Origin of the sequence: Aeromicrobium jepli, assembly GCF_047246605.1 — a bacterium.
In the GTDB taxonomy this organism is placed as follows: domain Bacteria; phylum Actinomycetota; class Actinomycetes; order Propionibacteriales; family Nocardioidaceae; genus Aeromicrobium.
Genome location: NZ_JBFOKO010000008.1, coordinates 14,030 through 32,872, shown reverse-complemented (window position 1 = coordinate 32,872; position 18,843 = coordinate 14,030). Strand labels below are relative to the sequence as shown.

Below are 18,843 nucleotides of genomic sequence, written 5' to 3'. Positions count from 1 at the left end.
GCATGCACGACGACGACCAGATCCCGGCTTGGCGCGCCGCGCCGCCGACCGTCGTCGCCGTCCTGGTGGCGCACCGCGGCTCCCGCTGGCTCGCCCAGACCCTGGCCTCCCTCGACCGACTGACCCACCGGCCCGACCGCCTCGTCCTGGTCCACGACGGCAGCGACCCGGCCACCCGCGACCTCCTCGAGGCGCACGCCGGCGCGACCCGTGTGGTGACGTCCCGCGAGCGCACTGGATTCGGCGCGCAGGTCCAGGCGGCCGTCGAGTCCGAGACCGAGCCCTACGACTGGATCTGGACGCTCCACGACGACCAGGTGGTCGACCCCGACGCCCTCGCGGGCCTGCTCGACGAGGCCACCGAGGCCGACGACATCGGCATCGTGGGTCCCAAGGTCCGTGAGTGGCCGTCGCTCAAGCGACTGCTCGAGGTCGGCGTCACGATGACCGGCACGGGCCAGCGCGAGACCGGCCTGGAGTCCGGCGAGCCCGACGCCGGCCAGCACGACCGGCCGCGCGACGTCCTGGCCGTCGGCAGCGCCGGCATGCTCGTGCGGCGCGACGTGTGGGAGCGACTGGGCGGCACCGACCCCCGCCTGCCGCTGTTCTTCGACGACGTCGACCTCGGCTGGCGCGCGAACCGCGCCGGCTACCGCGTCCGCACCGCTCCCGGCTCGATCGTCTTCCACGCCGAGGCCACCCGGAACCGCCGCCGCGTGCGGCGCAAGGGCATCCGCGAGCATGCGGGCGAGCGCCGCGCCGCGGCGCTGTACACGATGCTCGCCAACAGCGACCCGCTGCGCTTCCCGCTCACCAGCATCCGGCTGTTCCTGGGCTCGCTGCTGCGATTCGTGGGCTTCATCATCGGCAAGGACCTGCGCTCGGCACGCGGCGAGATCATGGCGATGGTCACGGTCTTCGCGAACCCGGGCCCCATGATCTCCGCGCGCCGCCGCCGCAAGCCGCTCGTGCAGCGCAGCAACCGCGAGCTGCGCGAGCTCTTCGCGGGCTTCTGGATGCCGTACCAGCACGGTCTCGACGTCGCCGCCACCACGATGGCCACCATCGTCCGGCCCGAGTCCGTCGAGACGATGGGCCTGCGCACGATCGGCGTCGAGGAGGAAGAGGAGGATCCGGTCGTCGTCGACCTCCCGCCGTGGTGGCAGCGCTGGCCGTGGTTCACCACGGTGCTGGCCCTCGTCGTCGCGGCGGTCGTGGCGGCACGCTCCGCGGTCGCCGGGCACCTGTTCAGCCCCGTCCTGCCGGCCTCGCCCGACTCGGTCGGCTCGTGGTGGGGACTGCTGCTCGACCGCTCCCACGCGGTGGGCCTGGGCAGTGCCGACTGGGCACCGGCGTTCGTCGTGCCGCTGGCCGGCGTGGGACTGCTCGTGTGGTTCGCGCCCGGCCTGATCTCGTGGGTTCTCACGGTCATGGCGGTGCCCTTCGCGGCCCTGACCGCGCACCGGTTCGGCCGCCTCATCAGCGACGACCGCGGGGCGCGCATCACATGGGCCGTCTCGTACGGCCTCGCCGTGGCCGTCACGGGAGCGCTCGCAGAGGGTCATCTGGGCACCGTCGTCGCCCTGGTCGTGGCACCGCTGTTCGCGAACGTCCTGCTGCGCGAGGTCCTCGACCCGACGTGGCCGCGCGCCGTCCAGATCGGCCTGTGGATCGCGCTCGTCGCGGCGTTCGCTCCCGTCGCCTGGGTGCTGGGCATCGTGGCGCTCCTCGTGTGCGCCCTGCTCGTCCGCCCCGTGGCGAGGTATTTGGCGGTCAGCGCCGTCGTGGGCACCGTCCTGCTCGGCCCGTGGCTTGTCGACCGCGTCCTGTCGTCCCGCCTGTGGTGGGAGGCCGGCAACCCGGTCGACCAGCCCGCAAGCGCGTGGGACGTCGTCACCGGCACCGGTGGCGGCCCCGGCGCCGGCCCGTGGTGGATCGTCCTACCGCTGTTCGTCCTGGCGGTCGCGGCGCTCGTGCCCGAGGCCACCCGCCGCACCGTGAGCGCCGCGTGGATCGTCGCGCTGGCCGGTCTCGCGACGGGCCTGCTCGCCTCCGTCTCGACGTACGTGCCGTTCCCCGGCGCGCCTGCCGTGCGGGCCTGGGCGGGCCTGGGTGCCGGCGTGTGGATCGGCGGCCTGCTGACCGCCGTGCTCTTCGCGTGGCCTGTCCTGCGGACCCGGCGGTACCGGCAGTGGAGGCGTCCGGCCGTCGCGCTGCTCGCGCTGTTCCCGCTGCTGGCCGGCGGCTGGTGGCTCGTCCGCGGCATCGACGACCCGCTCGAGTCCGGTGACGCTCGCGTCGTGCCGGCCTTCCTCGCCGCCCGGCCGGGCACCACCGTCGTGCTGACGGGCGACTCCGAGGCCGGGATCGTCGCCGACGCCGTCGTCGGGGCGGGCTCGTACCTCGGCTCCGAGGCGCTGCGCACCACCGCCGACCGCGAGGAGCGGCTGCACGACGCCGTCGTCTCGCTCGTCACCACCCCCACGCGCGACGACGTCGACGAGCTGGCGCGGCTCGGCGTCGACAACCTCTACGCGCCGGACGTCGACCTCGACCTGGCGCGCCGCATCGACGCCGCGCCCGGCCTCGCCCAGAAGGGCAGCGACTCGCCCGACTCGCGCGTGTGGGCCGTGCAGTCCGACGTCGAGCCCGAGGCCGCTCCGCGCGCCTCCGCCCTGCGCCCGTGGGCCGCGGGCCTGTGGGTGCTGGCGTGGGTCGCCGCGTTCATCGCCGCCCTGCCGGTCCGCCGCAGCGCCGAGTCCCAGCCCGGCCCCGACGAGGAGGACGACGCATGACCCGCCGCATCCCCGTGCGCCTGCTCCTGCCGCTGCTCGCGGTCGTCCTCGTGGCGGCCGCCTGGTTCGTGCCCGAGCCGGCCGAGCCCGTCGTCGACGGCGGTCGCAGCGCCGTCGAGGTGCGTCAGACCGTGTGGGCGTGCCCCGTGCGGTCCGGCTGGTCCGTCGCCGCGGGTCAGGTCGGGCCGGGCACCGAGGCGGCCGCGCGCGCGATCCCCGAGGACGCCGCGGTCGACCCGGTCTGGGCCGACGCCACGCGCTGGCGCACGGCCGAGCCGGGAGGCGACGCCCTCGTCCTCGAGCAGTCGGGCGAGGGCTCCGGCTCCGTCGGCTTCGTCGCGGGCGAGACGGGGGACGCGTCCGTCCTGGGCTCCTGCCCGTCGGTCGTCGACGACGCCTGGTTCACCGGGCTGGCGGACCAGGGCCGGACGGACGCGGTCATCACGCTGGTCAACGTCGGTGAGAACCGTGCCGTCGCGGACCTGACGTGGTGGGGCAGCAACGGGCCGATCCAGTCGCTCGACACGTCGGGCCTCGTGGTCGAGCCGGGTGAGCGTCGCGAGGTCAAGGTCGACGACGTCGCCGCGGGGGAGGGGGCCGTCTCGGTCCACGTCTCGCGCCGCCGCGGCGCCCTGACCGCGATCGCCACGGACGCCGGCGCTGGCCGCGCCGACCTCGTCGCGCCCAGCCGTGGCCCCGTCCGGTCGCAGGTCCTGGCGGGCCTGCCGCCGGGCGACTCCACGCGGCTCGCGCTGGCGAACCCCGGTACCGCGACCGCGCACGTCGCCGTCGCCGTGCGTGGTGAGTCGGGATCCTTCGCCGCCGAGGGACTCGAGGACGTCACGGTCGAGCCGGAGTCGACACGCGTCATCGACGTCCCGGGCTCGATCGAGCTGGACGGCGCGTCGCTCGCGGTGACCTCGGACCTGCCGGTCGTAGCCTCGGCGACCGTGGCCGACGGCGACATCGCGCGCGTGGTGCGGTCCGCCGAGATCACCGGCCCGGCCATCGCGCCCGTGCGGATGGGTGGCCTCCCGGTACGGCTCGCGCTGACCGCGGGCGACGAGGCCGCTGAGGTCACGGTGGAGTCGTTCTCGGTGCGGATGGATCCGCTCGGCAGTGAGAAGGTCACGCTCAAGCCCGGAACGTCGCGCTCGCTGCCGGCGCCCAAGGATCGATTCGCGGCCTACGTCGTCGTGACGCCCGCCGAGGGCGACAGCGTCATGGGCGGCCTGTGGCGAACGGCCGGGGAGGGCCTGGCGGCCGCGCCGCTGCGGCCCGCGCCGGTGACCGTGGTCGCGCCCGGCGTGTCCGTGCGCTGAGTCCTCGCTGCCGCGAGTGGCGCGAACCGGGGTCGCGAGCGGCGCAGAAGTGCCCGCCACTCGCCGAGTGGCGGGCATCTTTGCGCCACTCGCGGAACACGGAGCGGGCGGCCCGAGCGGGGGCCGGCCGGTCAGCGGGGGTCGAGGTCCTCGGGGTCGTGGTGCCAGACCTCGCCCAGGCGGGTGAGCAGGACGGTCCAGACCATGTCCTCGAGCTGCTCGGCGGACCGGACGCGCCCGATGATCGGCAGCCGGTAGAGCACGATGCGGAAGCCGCCCGGCGCCGTGGTGACGATGCTGCGCGGGACCGGGTCGTCCCAGCCGTGCGGCAGGATCGGGGCCTCCTCGACGGCGACCTCGACGTGGTCGGGCTCGCGCTCGAAGTGCGGGTCGAGGCGGGTCAGGATCTCGGCGACGAGGTCGTCGAACGCCACACGCGGCGTGCGGTGCGCCGGCACCCCGTCGGGCGACAGCGGGCCCGGCAGCGACATCACGCCGCGAGGACCGCGACCGCGCCGGTCGCGCGCGCTGCCCGGGCGCGGCCCGTGGACCTCGCGTCGTCGGGGAGCGGGTTCGCGGGCCATCCGGTGAGCCTACTGCGACCGTTGGGCCCGGCGGGTTAACCTCGCCCTCGTGGGACTGCAACGTCGATGCTCGCGCGCAGGCTGCCCGAACCCCGCGGTGGCCACGCTGACGTATGTGTACGCCGACTCCGTCGCCGTCCTGGGCCCGCTCGCCACCTACGCCGAGCCGCACGCCTACGACCTGTGCTCGGCCCACGCCGAGCGGCTCTCGGCGCCGCAGGGCTGGAGCGTCGTCCGGTTGGCGCCCGAGTTCGTCGAGCCCGAGCCCACGCACGACGACCTCGTCGCGCTCGCCGAGGCGGTCCGCGAGGCCGGCCGCCCCACCACCGAGGCGCCGCAGCAGGACGGTGGCCCCGTTCTGCGCCTCGTGCGCGACGACTCCGCTACGGTGGTCCCGTGAACCTCGATCCCGCCCTCGTCGAGATCCTCGTGTGCCCGCAGTGCCGCTCCGGCCTGTTCGTGGACGCCGAGGCCGACGAGCTCGTGTGCAACGGCTGCGCACTGGCGTACCCGGTCCGCCGGGACATCCCCGTCATGCTGGTCGACGAGGCCCGCCCGGTCAACGCGTCCTGAGACGACCGCTGTGGCCCGAACGGGCACCTGCCGGCGGCGTCTGGACTACCCTTGTCCTGATCCGACATGACTGAGCCGACCGCTGTTCCCGTACCCAATGCCGTGGGACAGGACGGTCTCCTGCGCGGATTGTCCGGTCTCGCCGCCGCGGTAGTGGAGTTACCACTGGGACTGGAGGTACCGGGCGTCGACCGCGACCGGGCGCTCCAGCGCGAGATCTCCGAGCAGCTCGGCGACTACGTCGTGCCCCGGCTCGAGCACCTCGAGGCACCCCTGCTCGTCGTCGTCGGCGGCTCCACGGGCGCCGGCAAGTCGACCCTCGTGAACTCGATCGTGGGTCGCCGCGTCACCGCGACGGGCGTCCTGCGGCCCACCACCCGCACGCCCGTCCTCGTCCACCACCCGGCCGACACCGAGTGGTTCCGCTCGGGCCGCGTGCTGCCCGACTTCGCGCGCACCGGCTCCAGCAGCCGCCGCGCCAACACGATCCGCCAGGTCGCCACGTCCACGCTGTGGCCCGGGATCGCGGTGCTGGACGCCCCCGACTTCGACTCGATCGACGAGACCAACCGCGACATGGCCGAGCAGCTGCTCGGCGCCGCGGACCTGTGGCTGTTCGTCACCTCGGCCGCCCGCTACGCCGACCAGGTGCCGTGGGACTACCTGCGCCGCGCCTCCGAGCGCAACGCGTCGGTCGCCGTGGTGCTGGACCGGACCTCGCCCGAGGCGCTCGTCGACGTGCGCCGCCACCTGGCGCGGATGCTGAGCGAGCACGGCCTGTCCGACGTCGCCCTGTTCTCGGTGCCGGAGTCGACGCCCGACGGCGAGGGCGTGCTGCCCGCGGGCGACGTCGAGCAGATCACGATGTGGCTGCGCCAGCTGGCCTCCGACGAGGTGCAGCGTCGTGAGATCGTCCTGGCCACCCTGCAGGGCGCGATCCGCCACGACGTCGAGGCGTCCCGCCAGCTCGAGGCCGCGCTGCAGCGCCAGGTCCAGGCCGCCGCGCAGCTGCGCAAGGACGTCGAGACCGTCTACCACGCGGCGCACGCCGACCTCATGACCGCCGCCACGGACGGGTCCATGCTGCGCGGCGAGGTGCTCGCGCGCTGGCAGGACTTCGTCGGCTCGGGCGAGATCTTCCGCAAGCTCGAGCGCACCGTCGGCTCGTGGCGCGACCGGCTGTTCCGCCGCACCCCGACCAAGCCCGAGGAGGTCGAGGAGGCCGCCCTGTCCGGGCTGCACCTGCTGATCCTCGACCGCGCCGAGCGTGCCGCCGAGGAGGCCGCCCGGGCGTGGGACGGCACGGCGGCCGGGCAGGACCTGCTCGACTCGCGGCGCGGCCTCGACCGGGCCTCGCGCGACGTGCGCGTGCGGGCCGAGCGGATCGCCCGCGAGTGGCGCGAGTCGGTCTTCGAGCTGGTGTCCGACCAGGGCGCCGACAAGAAGGCGAAGGCGCGCGCGCTCTCGCTCGGCGTCAACGCCGCGGGCGTCACGCTCATGGTCGTGGTCTTCGCCGGGACGGCGGGCCTCACGGGTGCGGAGCTCGGCATCGCGGGCGGCACCGCCGCGGCCGGCCAGGCCGTCCTCAACGCGGTCTTCGGCGACCAGGCCGTGCGCCGGCTCGCCGAGCAGGCGGGGAAGGACCTCTCACGCCGGATCGAGGAGCTGCTCGCCGACGAGGCCGACCGGTTCCTGACGCTCCTGCCGGACCAGGCCGAGCTGGAGAACGCGCACTGGCAGCTGGAGGCGGCGATCGCCGCCGTGGACGAGCCCCGAGGGAGGAGACGCCGATGAGCGGACTCGACGATCGCGTCACCGCCCTGCGGTCGGCCCTCGACGCGGCCAAGGACGTCATCGACCCCGAGCACACCGACCCCGCCGCGGCCACCTTCGCGCACACGGTCGAGCGGCTCGAGCTGTCCACCCAGCACACCGTCGTGGTGCTCGCAGGGTCGACGGGCTCGGGCAAGTCCTCGCTGTTCAACCGCCTCACGGGCCTGGAGCTGGCCGAGGTCGGCTACCTGCGCCCCACCACGTCCAACGCGCTCGCCTGCGCGTGGGGTCCGTCCGGCGCCACCGAGCTGCTCGACTGGATCGGCGTCGCCCGGCGCGACCAGATCGCGCGCCGCAGCATCCTCGACGCGCCCCAGGACGACGAGTTCGAGGGCCTGGTCCTGCTCGACCTGCCCGACCACGACTCGATCGTGCAGTCCAACCAGGAGCTCGTCGACCACGTCGCGCAGTACGCCGACCTGTTCGTGTGGGTGCTGGACCCGCAGAAGTACGCCGACGCGGCGGTCCACTCGCGCTACCTGCACCCGCTGGCCACGCACAAGGACGCCTCGATCATCGTGCTCAACCAGGCCGACCGCCTCAGCGAGACCGACCTCAAGACCGCGGTCAACGACCTCGAGCACATCCTCGACCGTGAGGGCCTGGGCGGCGTCACGGTGATCGCCACGAGCGCCACCGAGGGCACCGGCATCGCGCAGCTGCGCGAGGAGATCCGCCGCCGCATCCGCTCCAAGAACGCGTCGCAGGCGCGGCTCGTGGCGGACGTGCGGCTCGTCGCCCGCCAGCTCGCGCGGGTCGGCGGCGTCGATCCCGTCCCCGGACTGGACCGTGCGACGCGCGACGGACTGGTCGAGACCTTCGTGACGTGCGCCGGCGTGCCGCAGATCGCCGACGCCGTCGAGGACTCCATGGCGCGCCGTGCGGCGGTCGCCACCGACTGGCCCGTCATCGGCTGGGTCGGCCGGCTGCGGAACGACCCGCTGCGCGAGCTCGGCATCGGCCGCTCGGCCCGCGACGCCGTGGCCGGCGCCATGCCGATCTCGCCGTCCGTGCAGCGCGCCCGGGCCGACCTCGCCCTGCGCGAGGCCGCCGAGGAGGCCACCGACGGCATGTCCCGCGCCTGGCGGGCCTCGGTCCTCGACGCGGTCGCGGGGGAGGGGGCGCGCGACGTCATCGACGAGCTCGACGAGGCGGTCGCGTCCGTCGACCTCGGACTGTCGAAGCGCCCCGCGTGGTGGACCGGCGTCGCGATGCTGCAGTGGCTGACCTTCGCCGCCGTCGTCCTCGGCCTCGGCTGGTCGATCGCCGCCGTCGCCGGACTCGTCGACCCCGACCCGTGGGCGGGTGCGCCCCGACCGCTCGGGATGAGCCTGCCGATCGTGCTGGTCGTCGGCGGCCTGCTGTTCGGGATCGCGTTGACCGTGGTGTCCCGGTGGCTCGGCGCCGCCGCGGCCAGACGCGCGGGGGCCCGCGCCGAGGCCAAGCTGACCGAGGCGATCAACCGCACCACCGAGCGTGCGGTCGTGGCCCGGCTGCGCGCCGAGCTCGAGCGCTACGAGCGCTGGCGCACCGGCCTGGCGACCGCCGGCCAGTAGCCGGAACCCCGCGGTTCCGTCGCGCTGGCTAGGCTGGGGCGCATCATGGCTGACTACGTCCTCTCTCTGCGCAACGTCCGCAAGGCCCACGGCGACAAGGTCGTCCTCGACAACGTCTCCCTCTCGTTCCTGCACGGGGCGAAGATCGGTGTCGTGGGCCCCAACGGCATGGGCAAGTCCACGCTGCTCAAGCTGATGGCCGGCCTCGACCAGCCCAACAACGGCGACATCGTCCGCGACCCCGAGGCGTCCGTCGGGATGCTGCAGCAGGAGCCGCCGCTGACCGAGGGCAAGACGGTCCTGGAGAACGTCGAGGAGGCCGTCGCCGACATCAAGGGCAAGATGAAGCGCCTCGAGGAGGCGTACGCCGAGATGGGCGAGCCCGATGCCGACTACGACGCCCTCATGGCCGAGACCGGCGACCTGCAGACGTTCCTGGACAACACGAACGCGTGGGACATCGACAGCCGCCTCGAGCAGGCCATGGACGCGCTGCGCTGCCCGCCCACCGACGCGCTCGTCGACAACCTCTCCGGTGGTGAGCGCCGCCGCGTCGCGCTGTGCAAGCTGCTGCTGCAGCAGCCCGACCTGCTGCTGCTCGACGAGCCCACCAACCACCTGGACGCCGAGAGCGTGCAGTGGCTCGAGGGCCACCTCAAGTCCTACCCGGGCGCCGTTCTGGCCGTGACCCACGACCGGTACTTCCTCGACAACGTCGCCGAGTGGATCGCCGAGGTCGACCGCGGCCAGATCCACGGCTACGAGGGCAACTACTCGACGTACCTCGAGACCAAGAAGGAGCGCCTCAAGATCGAGGGGCAGAAGGACGCCAAGCGCGCCAAGATGCTCGAGAAGGAGCTCGAGTGGGTCCGCTCCAACGCGAAGGGCCGCCAGGCCAAGAGCAAGGCGCGCCTGCAGCGGTACGAGGAGCTCGCCGCCGAGGCCGAGAAGGCCCGCAAGATCGACACCACCGACATCAACATCCCGGCCGGCCCGCGCCTGGGCGACGTCGTGCTGGACGCCAAGAACCTGACGAAGTCGTTCGACGGCCGCACCCTGTGGAACGACATCAGCTTCTCGCTGCCGCGCGCCGGCATCGTGGGCGTCGTCGGACCCAACGGCGTCGGCAAGACCACGCTGTTCCGCATGATCACGGGCAACGAGGAGCCGGACTCCGGCGAGCTCGAGGTCGGCAAGACGGTGCAGATCAGCTACGTCGACCAGAACCGCGCGAACATCGACCCCAACAAGAACGTCTGGGAGGTCGTGTCCGAGGGCCTGGACTTCATCAAGGTCGCGAACTTCGAGATGAACTCGCGTGCGTACGTCGCCTCGTTCGGCTTCAAGGGCTCGGACCAGCAGAAGAAGGCCGGCGTGCTCTCCGGTGGTGAGCGCAACCGACTGAATCTGGCGCTGACGCTCAAGCAGGGCGGCAACATGCTGCTGCTCGACGAGCCCACCAACGACCTCGACGTCGAGACGCTGTCCTCGCTGGAGGACGCGCTGCTGGACTTCCCCGGCTGCGCCGTGGTCACGTCCCACGACCGGTGGTTCCTCGACCGCATCGCCACGCACATCCTGGCGTGGGAGGGCACCGACGAGAACCCGGGCAACTGGTTCTGGTTCGAGGGCAACTTCGCGTCCTACGAGGCCAACAAGATCGAGCGCCTCGGCGAGGAGGCGGCCCGCCCGCACCGCGTCACGCATCGCCGCCTGACGCGCGACTGAGGTCGACACGGCGAAGGCCCCCGGCGGACGCCGGGGGCCTTCGCCGTGTCTCAGGACCCGCTGACGTCCGTGTCGCAGTTCGTGTCGGGTGTGCCGGCGTACCCGACGCCCTGACCGACGGCCGTGATCGTGTGCCGGCGTCCCAGGACGCTGATGGTCGCCCGAGGTGACTCGCTGATCGATCCGACCCCCGGCGACTGACAGCCTGGGGCGAAGGTCAACCGGACCGCGAACTGGTTGAGGTCGGGCTCGAGGGCGTCGTAGCCGGTCACGTCGAAGGTCGCGTCGAGGCCGCTGTTCGGCGTGAGCTCGGGTCCGCCCTGGTGGCTCCACGAGACCCGTGCGCCGTAGTCGTTCCTCGGCCCGAGCAACGGCCAGGTCAGCCGCTCGACGACCACGTCGACCTTCGCCTCGTTGACGACCTGCGTCCGCAGCATGCAGTCGAGCCGCCGATCGAGCTTGACCACCTGCACCGCGCCTTGGAGGTCGGCGGGGTCCTCCTCGGCGTCCCAGCCCTTCTCCTCGTCGCTCGTCACGACGGATCGGGGGTCGGCGCACGTGAGCAGCTCGGACGCGGTGATCCGGACCTTCGAGGCCTGCCACGCGGAGAGGCCGACCCACGACGCGTACGCCGCGGCGCTCAGCAGCGCGGCCAGGGCCAGGGCGACCGGGAGTCGCCGGGCGGGGATGCTCACCCGTGAACCCTAGGGTCCCTCAGGCGGCGGTGTCCTCAGAACGTGCGACCTCCGATGGCGGCCTGGATCGCGTCCATGACGCGCTTCGTGGCGGCGAGGTCCTCGTCGGAGCACTGGTCGACCAGGTACTCGCGCACGCCGCGGACGTGGGTGTGGGCGGCGGTGGCGAGCAGCTCGAAGCCCTTGTCGGTCAGGACGGCGGTGACGCCGCGGCCGTCGGTGCCGCACTGCGTGCGCAGGACGATCCCGTCGCGCTCGAGGCGGCTGATGGTGTGGGTGATGCGGCTGCGCGAGTGCGAGATGGCGGCCGCGAGATCGGCCATGCGCATGGACCGATCGGGCGCCTCGGACAGGCGCACGAGGATCTCGTACTCCGACATCGAGAGTCCGTGCTCGGTGCGCAGGTCGCGGTCGAGACGGTCCATGAGGACCGTCGTGCCGCCCAGGAACGAACGCCACGCCCGCTGCTGGGTCTCGTCGAGCCAGCGGGTCTCGTTCACGGCGGCGATGGGCAGATCGGTCATGTGATCTAGTTTATCCGTTCAAGTACTTGATTGAAAGTTCAACGACGTGCTAGCGTGAATGTTGTTGAACGATCAACAACGATCAACCACAGACTTCAGGAGACACCCCATGAGCGACATCACCCCCGGCACCTGGCAGCTGGACCCCACGCACACCGAGATCGGCTTCACGGTCCGCCACATCATGAGCAAGGTGCGCGGCAAGTTCGAGAAGTTCGAGGGCACCATCGTCACCGCCGAGGACGTCACCGCCTCCAGCGCGACCGCCACGATCGACCTGTCCTCGATCAACACCGGCACCGAGGACCGTGACAACCACCTGCGCTCGGGCGACTTCTTCAACGTCGAGAGCACGCCCACGATGACGTTCGTCTCCACCGGCGTCGTCCGCAAGAGCGACACCGACTTCGTCGTCACCGGCGACCTGACGATCAAGGACGTCACCAAGCCGATCGAGCTCGACGTCGAGTTCCTCGGCGAGGGCAAGGACCCCTGGGGCGGCACGCGCGTCGGCGTCGAGGCCAAGGGTCAGCTGAGCCGCAAGGAGTTCGGCATCGACTTCAACATCCCGCTCGAGGGCGACAAGGTCATGATCGGCGACAAGATCACGCTGCTCATCACGGCCGAGGCCGTCCTGCAGGCCTGAGCCCACCAGACCCGACGGGGTCCGTGGCGCCTCCCCCCGAGGGCGCCGCGGGCCCCGTCGTCATGTTCCCGCGCGGTCCCACAGGCCGGCGAAGTGGCTGACGGGCCCCGCGCCGCGCCCGACGTGGAGGTCGGCGCCGCCCGCGATGCTCTCGGCCAGCCAGTCCTTGGACTGGGCGGTGGCGAGCTCCCATGAGCCGAGTCGCGCGCGACGCGTGGCGACGGCCGACGACAGCGAGCACCCCGTGCCGTGCGTGTTCGTCGTGTGGATCCGGGTGCCGTGGAACTCGGCGACGGGCGCATCGCGGTCGGGCGGGACGAGCGCGTCCGGCACCGACTCACCGTCGAGATGGCCGCCCTTCGCCAGCACGAGGACGCCGGTCGACTCGGCCACGTCGCGGGCCTGGCCCAGCGCCGCCTCCCACGTGTGCGCCGGTGGCCGGCCGGCCAGCACCGCGAGCTCGGGCACGTTGGGGGTGATGAGGTCCACCTTCGGCACCAGGTCGCGCAGCGCCTGCTCCGCCTCGGCGTCGAGCAGGCGATCGCCGCTCGTGGCGATCATCACCGGATCGAGCACCACGACCGGCGGGCGGACGCGGTCCAGCCACGCGGCGACCGTCTCGATCACGGCGCTGCCGGCGAGCATCCCGATCTTGACCGCGTCGATCGCCACGTCGTCGCTGACCGCCTCGAGCTGCTCAGCCAGGAAGGCGACCGGAGGCACGTGCACCGAGCGGACGCCCTGGGTGTTCTGGGCCACCAGCGCCGTGACGACGGCCATGCCGTACCCGCCGTTGGCCGCGATGCTCTTGAGGTCGGCCTGGATCCCCGCGCCCCCGGTCGGGTCGGTTCCGGCGATCGACAGGACGCGCGGCACCTGCACCGGCGCGCTCATGCGGCGCCCGCCCAGGCCGCGGCGAGCCGGCGCGCTGCGTCCGCGGGATCATCCGCCGCGCAGACCGCGGACGAGACCGCGGCGCCCGCTGCGCCGGCGACCCGCAGTGGGCCCACGTCGTCCACCGTGACGCCGCCGATCGCGACGGCGGGCAGGCGCGTCGTCGCCGCGAGCCGGGAGAAGGCCGCCAGCCCGAGCGGGGGCGGCGCGTCGCTCTTGGTGGCTGTCGCGCGCAGCACCCCGATGCCGACGTAGTCAACCCGTCCGGGGTCGGCCTGCGCGTCGCGCAGCTCGTCAGGCGTCGCGGCGCTGAGGCCGATCACGGCATCCGGCCCGACGAGCTCGCGCACGACGGCCGGTGGCAGGTCGGCCTGCCCGACGTGGACGCCGGTGACGCGTGCGCCCCGCGCCCGCGCGGCGAGGAACACGTCGACGCGATCGTTGACGAACAGCGACACCCGCTCGGGCAGCACCGCGGCCACGTCGAGCACGGTCGAGAGGAAGTCCGCGGCGTCGGCGTCCTTCTCGCGGACCTGCACCGCGGTGACGCCCGCGGTCGCCGCGGCGGCGACGACGTCGACGACCCGCCGCCCACGCGAGGCCGCCGCCCCGGGATCCGTGACGAGGTAGACCGAGAGATCGAGCGTCACGACAGCCGCGCCCGTCCCGTGAGATCGCTCCGGTCGACCGTCGCCAGGGCGTCCAGGAACGCCACGGCGAAGCTGCCCGGCGCGTCCCCGTGCTTCGTGGCGAGCTCCGCCGCGACCGTGTAGACCACCGTCGCCGCGACGGTCGTGGCGAAGCGATCGTCGTCGACGGAGGCGAACGCGGCCATCACGGCGCCGAGGGCGCAGCCGGCTCCCGTCACGCGAGTCAGCAGGACGTCGCCGTTCGCGACGCGGGCGACACGCTCCCCGTCGGTCACCAGGTCGACGGGCCCGGAGACGGCCACGACGCCGGACGTCGCCGCCGCCAGCGCCGTGGCGGCGTCGGCGGCACCCTCGACGTCGTCGGTCGCGTCGACACCACGCCCGCCCGCGCCGGCGCCGGAGACCGCGATGACCTCGGAGGCGTTGCCCCGGATCACCGTCGGTCCCAGGTCACGCAGCCGGTGCGCGAGGGCGGTGCGGACGGGCAGCGAACCGACCGCCACCGGGTCGAGGACCCACGGGGTCCCGGCGGCGACGGCCGCCTCGGCGGCCTCCGTCATGGCCGTCCGCTGCTCGGCGTTCGGCGTGCCGAGGTTGATCAGGACGCCCCCGGCCACGGAGGCGAAGGGGCCGGCCTCCTCGGGCACGTCGACCATCGCGGGAGCCGCGCCGAGCGCGAGGAGGGCGTTCGCGGTGTGGTTGGTCACCACGGCGTTGGTCAGGCACTGCACGAGGGGAGCCCGGTCGCGCACGCGCGCCAGGGCCTCGCAGGTGAAGTCGAGCAGGTCATCAGGTGTGCGCAGCATCGCGACATCCCTTCGCTAGTACGAGCTAGATCAGGTTCGACGGGTGTGATCTCAGCCCTCGAGGGGCACCCCGTGTCTCAGCGACAGGCTAGACCGCCCCGGTGCGCGGGACCAGCACGCACCCCGGTGGGCTCGTCGTGGGTGGATGCGGTGTGAGCCGGCGCGCCGCGTCAGCGGGACGCGGCGACCATGCGGACGGCGAGCTCGCCGTGCAGCTTCGCGATGTCGTCCGGGGTGATCTGGCCCTCGGGGTGGTACCAGCGCACGAGGTCGATGCTCATCGACAGCAGGGCCAGGGCCGTGCCCTTGACGTCGCCCACGGCGAGCACGCCCGCCTCGACGCCGGCCTCGAGAGCGTCGCGCATGATCTTCTCGTTGGCGCGGCGCGACTCGGCGATCTCGGCCCGGTGCTCGGGGGTGAGGGCGTCGAACTCGTACTGCACGATGCGCCCCACGCGGCTGTTGATCGCGTGCCAGCGGCTGAACTCGGACACGATCGCGCGGATGCGCTCGACCGGGTCCTCGGTGGAGGCGTACGCCTTCTCGGTGATCTCGACGGCCGAGCGGTGGCCGCGGCGCGAGATCTCGAAGAGCAGGTCCTCCTTGGTCGCGTGATGCACGTAGACCGCGGCGGGACTCATGCCGGCACGGGCGGCGATGTCGCGCGTGGTGGTGCCCGCGAAGCCGGAGGTGGCGAAGGCGTCGACGGCGGCGTCCAGCAGTCGTTCGCGCGTCGCGGCGGAACGGTCGCGGCCGGGTGCCGGGTCGGTGCTCATGGTGGACAGCATGACGCAGGAATGTCACACTAAGCAAGCGCTTAGTCACGGACGGCGCGTCCCACGAACGACCCCGTTCCACGCGAGAGGACAGCATGGACCGCACGATCTACTCGGCCGACCACGAGGACTTCCGCGCCTCGTGCGCCGCCTTCCTCGACAAGCACGCCCGCCCCTTCGCGGACGAGTTCGTCGCGGCGAAGGCCTTCCCCCGCGAGTTCTGGACCGCCGCGGGCGCGGAGGGCTTCCTCGGCCTGGAGATCCCCGAGGAGTTCGGCGGCGCCGGTGCCGAGGACTTCCGCTTCAACGCGGTCTGGGCCGAGGAGCTCAGCAAGGTCAGCGCCGCGCTCGCGTCGTGCGTCAGCATCCACTCCGACATCGCGACGCCGTACATCGTCGACCTCGGCACGCAGGAGCAGAAGGAGCGCTGGCTGCCCGGCTGCGCCGACGGCTCGATCCTCACCGCGATCGGCATGACCGAGCCCAGCGGCGGCTCCGACCTCGCGGCGCTGCGCACCACCGCCGTGCGCGACGGCGACGAGTGGGTCATCAACGGCTCCAAGACCTTCATCACGAACGGCTTCTCCGCCGACCTCGTCCTCACCGCCGTGCGCACCTCGCCCGAGAAGGGCGCGAAGGGCATCACGCTGTTCGCGATCGAGGCGACCGACGAGGGCTTCAGCCGCGGCCGCAAGCTCGACAAGGTGGGCCAGGAGGAGTCCGACACGGCCGAGCTGTTCTTCGAGAACGTCCGCGTCGGCGCGGACCGCGTCCTCGGCGAGGTCGACCGCGGCTTCATCTACATGATGGAGCGCCTGCCGCAGGAGCGCCTGAGCTGCTCGGTCAGCAACGTCGCGCACGCGAAGCAGATCCTCGCCGAGACGATCCAGTACTGCCACGACCGCAAGGCGTTCGGCCAGTCGATCGGCTCGCTGCAGCACAACAAGTTCCTGCTCGCCGAGCTCGTGACGCAGATCGAGGTCGCCGAGGCGTTCGTCGACGCCGCCGTCGCCGCGCACGCGCAGGGCAGGCTCTCCTCGACCGACGCGGCCAAGGCCAAGTGGTGGAGCTCGCAGGCGCAGAACGAGGTCCTGGACCACTGCGTGCAGCTGCACGGCGGCTACGGCTTCATGAACGAGTACCGCGTCGCCCGCGCCTGGCGCGACGCCCGCGTGACCAAGATCTGGGCCGGCTCCAACGAGATCATGAAGGAGCTCATCGGCCGGGACCTGGGCTTCTGAGCCCGCTCTCTCGAACCCCGAAGAAAGGCAAGAACATGCCCGAAGCAGTCATCGTCTCGACCGCGCGCTCGCCCATCGGCCGCGCCGGCAAGGGGTCGCTCAAGGACATGCGTCCGGACGACCTCGCGGTCCAGATGGTCGAGGCGGCCCTGGCGAAGGTGCCCGGTCTCGACCGCAAGGACATCACCGACCTGCACCTGGGCGTCGGCCAGCCGGCCGGCGAGTCCGGTCACAACCTGGCGCGCGCCGTGGCCGTGCTGTCCGGCATGGACCACCTGCCCGGCGTGACGGTCAACCGCTACTGCTCCAGCTCGCTGCAGACGACGCGCATGGCGTTCCACGCGATCAAGGCCGGCGAGGGCGACGTCTTCATCTCGGCCGGCGTCGAGACCGTGAGCCGCTTCGCCCACGGCTTCGCCGACGTCCCCGGCACCGAGAACCCGCTGTTCGCCAACGCCGTCGCCCGCACGGCCAAGCGCGCCGAGGGCGGCGCCGACACGTGGACCGATCCGCGTGAGGGCGGCAGCCTGCCGGACCTGTACATCGCGATGGGCCAGACGGCCGAGAACGTCGCGCAGTACCTGAACATGAGCCGCCAGGAGCAGGACGAGTTCGCGCTGCGCAGCCAGAACCTCACCGAGCAGCGCATCGCCGAGGGCTTCTGGGCGAAGGACATCACGCCGGTCACGCTGCCCGACGGCACGGTCGTGAACAAGGACGACGGCCCGCGTGCGGGCACGACCATGGAGGGCCTGAGCGCCCTCAAGCCGGTCTTCCGTCCTGACGGCACCGTCACGGCGGGCAACGCCTGCCCGCTGAACGACGGCGCCGCCGCCGTCGTGATCATGTCCGACACGAAGGCCAAGGAGCTGGGCCTGACCCCGCTCGCGCGCATCGTGTCGACGGCCGTGACCGGCCTGTCGCCCGAGGTCATGGGCCTGGGCCCGGTCGAGGCGATCCCGGCCGCGCTGAAGAACGCGGGCATGGGCATCGACGACATCGACCTGTACGAGATCAACGAGGCGTTCGCGTCCCAGTCGTGGGGCTCGGCGCGTGAGCTCGGCATCCCGATGGACAAGCTCAACGTCAACGGCGGCGCCATCGCAGTGGGTCACCCGTTCGGCATGACCGGCGCGCGCATCACGTCGACGCTGATCAACTCGCTGCAGTGGCACGACAAGCAGTTCGGCGTCGAGTCGATGTGCGTCGGCGGCGGCATGGGCATGGCCATGGTCCTGGAGCGCCTCTCGTGACCGAGGGTCGCTTCGCAGGCAAGGTCGCGATCGTCACGGGTGCGTCGCGCGGCATCGGCCTCGGTGTCGCGCAGCGCCTCGTCGACGACGGCGCGAAGGTCGTCATCACGGCGCGCAAGACCGAGGCCCTCGAGGCCGCGGTCGCCGAGCTCGGCCCGGACAACGCGGCCTGGGTCGCGGGGCCGGCCGACGACACGGCGCACCAGGACGAGGCGATCGCCAAGGCCGTGGAGCACTTCGGCGGGCTGGACTTCCTGGTCAACAACACCGGGATCAACCCGACCTACGGACCGATGATCGAGATGGACCTCAACGCGGGTCGCAAGATCTTCGAGGTCAACGTGCTGTCCGCCGTGTCGTGGGCGCAGAAGGCGTACGCCGCCTCGCTCAAGGACAACGGCGGCGCGATCGTCAACATCGCCTCGGTCGCCGGCCTCAAGCCGGCGCCGATGATCGGCATGTACGGCGCGTCGAAGGCGGCGGTCATCCACGTGACGCAGGAGCTCTCGCTCGAGCTCGCGCCGACCGTGCGCGTCAACGCGGTCGCCCCGGCGGTCGTCAAGACCCGCTTCGCCGGTGCGCTGTACGAGGGTCGCGAGGAGGAGGTCGCCTCGGCGTACCCCCTCAAGCGGCTCGGCCTGCCGGAGGACATCGCCGGCGTCGTGACGTTCCTGCTGTCGCAGGACGCCGCCTGGGTGACCGGGCAGTGCCTCACGATCGACGGTGGCCTGACCCTCACGGGCGGCGTCTGATCCACCCGCTGTACGAACGCCCCGGCCTGCGAGAGGGCCGGGGCGTTCGTGCTTTCGGGCACATTTCGCCGCGCGGTTGTCCCCAATCTGTGCGTAACGCTGTGTGCAACGCACGGTTACAGAACTCACGGTCGCCTGCGCACAAGGGCCCGTCTCGTCAATGTGAGATAGAACATGAGGACTTCCTCACGTCAAAGATGAGGAAAGCCTCACGT

18 protein-coding genes and 1 riboswitch are annotated in these 18,843 nt (G+C 72.4%); of the genes, 11 read left to right on the top strand and 7 right to left on the bottom strand.

What is annotated here, in order from left to right:
* The first annotated feature begins 2 nt into the window (after positions 1–2).
* Both AB3M81_RS14550 and AB3M81_RS14545 read left to right on the top strand, forming a co-directional pair.
* Positions 3–2,795: a glycosyltransferase gene (locus tag AB3M81_RS14550; RefSeq protein WP_412904638.1), complete on the top strand. Its 2,793-nt coding sequence runs from the start codon at positions 3–5 to the stop codon at positions 2,793–2,795.
* A complete protein-coding gene (locus tag AB3M81_RS14545) occupies positions 2,792–4,117 on the top strand; it encodes a DUF5719 family protein (protein WP_412904637.1) in 1,326 nt (441 codons plus the stop codon). Before AB3M81_RS14550 ends, AB3M81_RS14545 begins: the two co-directional genes overlap by 4 nt.
* A 131-nt stretch (positions 4,118–4,248) precedes the next feature.
* Here the strand turns inward: AB3M81_RS14545 and AB3M81_RS14540 are convergent, their stop codons facing one another.
* Positions 4,249–4,701 carry a metallopeptidase family protein gene (locus AB3M81_RS14540; RefSeq protein ID WP_412904636.1) on the bottom strand — a complete coding sequence of 151 codons (453 nt, stop codon included), beginning with the start codon at positions 4,699–4,701 and terminating at the stop codon, positions 4,249–4,251.
* A gap of 49 nt (positions 4,702–4,750) precedes the next feature.
* On the opposite strand from AB3M81_RS14540, the gene AB3M81_RS14535 reads away from it, so the two are divergent.
* The 5 genes from AB3M81_RS14535 (at position 4,751) to ettA (ending at position 10,391) form a co-directional block, all read left to right on the top strand.
* A complete protein-coding gene (locus tag AB3M81_RS14535; RefSeq protein ID WP_412904635.1) occupies positions 4,751–5,101 on the top strand; it encodes a DUF3499 domain-containing protein in 351 nt (116 codons plus the stop codon).
* On the top strand, positions 5,098–5,274 hold the full coding sequence (locus AB3M81_RS14530; RefSeq protein WP_412904634.1) for a Trm112 family protein: 177 nt from the start codon (positions 5,098–5,100) through the stop codon (positions 5,272–5,274). Before AB3M81_RS14535 ends, AB3M81_RS14530 begins: the two co-directional genes overlap by 4 nt.
* 66 nt (positions 5,275–5,340) lie before the next feature.
* Positions 5,341–7,068, top strand: coding sequence for a dynamin family protein (locus AB3M81_RS14525; RefSeq protein ID WP_412904633.1), 1,728 nt, complete (start codon positions 5,341–5,343; stop codon positions 7,066–7,068).
* On the top strand, positions 7,065–8,663 hold the full coding sequence (locus AB3M81_RS14520; RefSeq protein WP_412904632.1) for a GTPase: 1,599 nt from the start codon (positions 7,065–7,067) through the stop codon (positions 8,661–8,663). The genes AB3M81_RS14525 and AB3M81_RS14520 overlap by 4 nt, the downstream gene beginning before the upstream one ends.
* 45 nt (positions 8,664–8,708) lie before the next feature.
* Entirely contained in the window at positions 8,709–10,391 is a 1,683-nt protein-coding gene (gene ettA / locus AB3M81_RS14515) for an energy-dependent translational throttle protein EttA (protein ID WP_412904631.1), read from the top strand.
* Between the two features lie 50 nt (positions 10,392–10,441).
* On the opposite strand, the gene AB3M81_RS14510 is transcribed toward ettA, so the two are convergent.
* Complete coding sequence (locus AB3M81_RS14510; RefSeq protein WP_412904630.1) at positions 10,442–11,086, bottom strand: hypothetical protein; 645 nt, start codon at positions 11,084–11,086, stop codon at positions 10,442–10,444.
* Positions 11,087–11,121: 35 nt separating this feature from the next.
* Positions 11,122–11,610 carry a MarR family winged helix-turn-helix transcriptional regulator gene (locus AB3M81_RS14505; RefSeq protein WP_412904629.1) on the bottom strand — a complete coding sequence of 163 codons (489 nt, stop codon included), beginning with the start codon at positions 11,608–11,610 and terminating at the stop codon, positions 11,122–11,124.
* A 109-nt stretch (positions 11,611–11,719) separates the two neighbouring features.
* Between AB3M81_RS14505 and AB3M81_RS14500 the strand changes: the two genes are divergently transcribed.
* Positions 11,720–12,256 (top strand): YceI family protein, encoded by a 537-nt coding sequence (locus AB3M81_RS14500; protein WP_412904628.1) that lies wholly within the window; start codon positions 11,720–11,722, stop codon positions 12,254–12,256.
* 60 nt (positions 12,257–12,316) lie between these two features.
* On the opposite strand, the gene thiD is transcribed toward AB3M81_RS14500, so the two are convergent.
* The 4 genes from thiD to AB3M81_RS14480 form a co-directional block, all read right to left on the bottom strand.
* The gene (gene thiD, locus AB3M81_RS14495) at positions 12,317–13,150 is read right to left on the bottom strand and encodes a bifunctional hydroxymethylpyrimidine kinase/phosphomethylpyrimidine kinase (RefSeq protein ID WP_412904627.1); all 834 of its coding nucleotides are present in this window, start codon (positions 13,148–13,150) and stop codon (positions 12,317–12,319) included.
* Positions 13,147–13,800 (bottom strand): thiamine phosphate synthase, encoded by a 654-nt coding sequence (thiE, locus tag AB3M81_RS14490; RefSeq protein ID WP_412904626.1) that lies wholly within the window; start codon positions 13,798–13,800, stop codon positions 13,147–13,149. Before thiE ends, thiD begins: the two co-directional genes overlap by 4 nt.
* Positions 13,797–14,606 (bottom strand): hydroxyethylthiazole kinase, encoded by an 810-nt coding sequence (thiM, locus tag AB3M81_RS14485; RefSeq protein ID WP_412904625.1) that lies wholly within the window; start codon positions 14,604–14,606, stop codon positions 13,797–13,799. Before thiM ends, thiE begins: the two co-directional genes overlap by 4 nt.
* Positions 14,597–14,689, bottom strand: a riboswitch (TPP riboswitch). (Overlaps the previous gene by 10 nt.)
* Before the next feature lie 87 nt (positions 14,690–14,776).
* Positions 14,777–15,382 (bottom strand): TetR-type transcription factor C-terminal domain-containing protein, encoded by a 606-nt coding sequence (locus AB3M81_RS14480; RefSeq protein ID WP_412904624.1) that lies wholly within the window; start codon positions 15,380–15,382, stop codon positions 14,777–14,779.
* Between the two features lie 95 nt (positions 15,383–15,477).
* Here AB3M81_RS14480 and AB3M81_RS14475 point away from each other — a divergent pair, with 95 nt between their 5' ends.
* Genes AB3M81_RS14475 through AB3M81_RS14465 form a run of 3 tightly spaced genes read left to right on the top strand, consistent with a single transcriptional unit; the run spans position 15,478 to position 18,628 of the window.
* Positions 15,478–16,623: an acyl-CoA dehydrogenase family protein gene (locus AB3M81_RS14475; protein WP_412904623.1), complete on the top strand. Its 1,146-nt coding sequence runs from the start codon at positions 15,478–15,480 to the stop codon at positions 16,621–16,623.
* Positions 16,624–16,658: 35 nt separating this feature from the next.
* Positions 16,659–17,876 carry an acetyl-CoA C-acetyltransferase gene (locus tag AB3M81_RS14470; protein ID WP_412904622.1) on the top strand — a complete coding sequence of 406 codons (1,218 nt, stop codon included), beginning with the start codon at positions 16,659–16,661 and terminating at the stop codon, positions 17,874–17,876.
* Positions 17,873–18,628 carry an SDR family oxidoreductase gene (locus tag AB3M81_RS14465; protein WP_412904621.1) on the top strand — a complete coding sequence of 252 codons (756 nt, stop codon included), beginning with the start codon at positions 17,873–17,875 and terminating at the stop codon, positions 18,626–18,628. Before AB3M81_RS14470 ends, AB3M81_RS14465 begins: the two co-directional genes overlap by 4 nt.
* Positions 18,629–18,843: the final 215 nt, after the last annotated feature.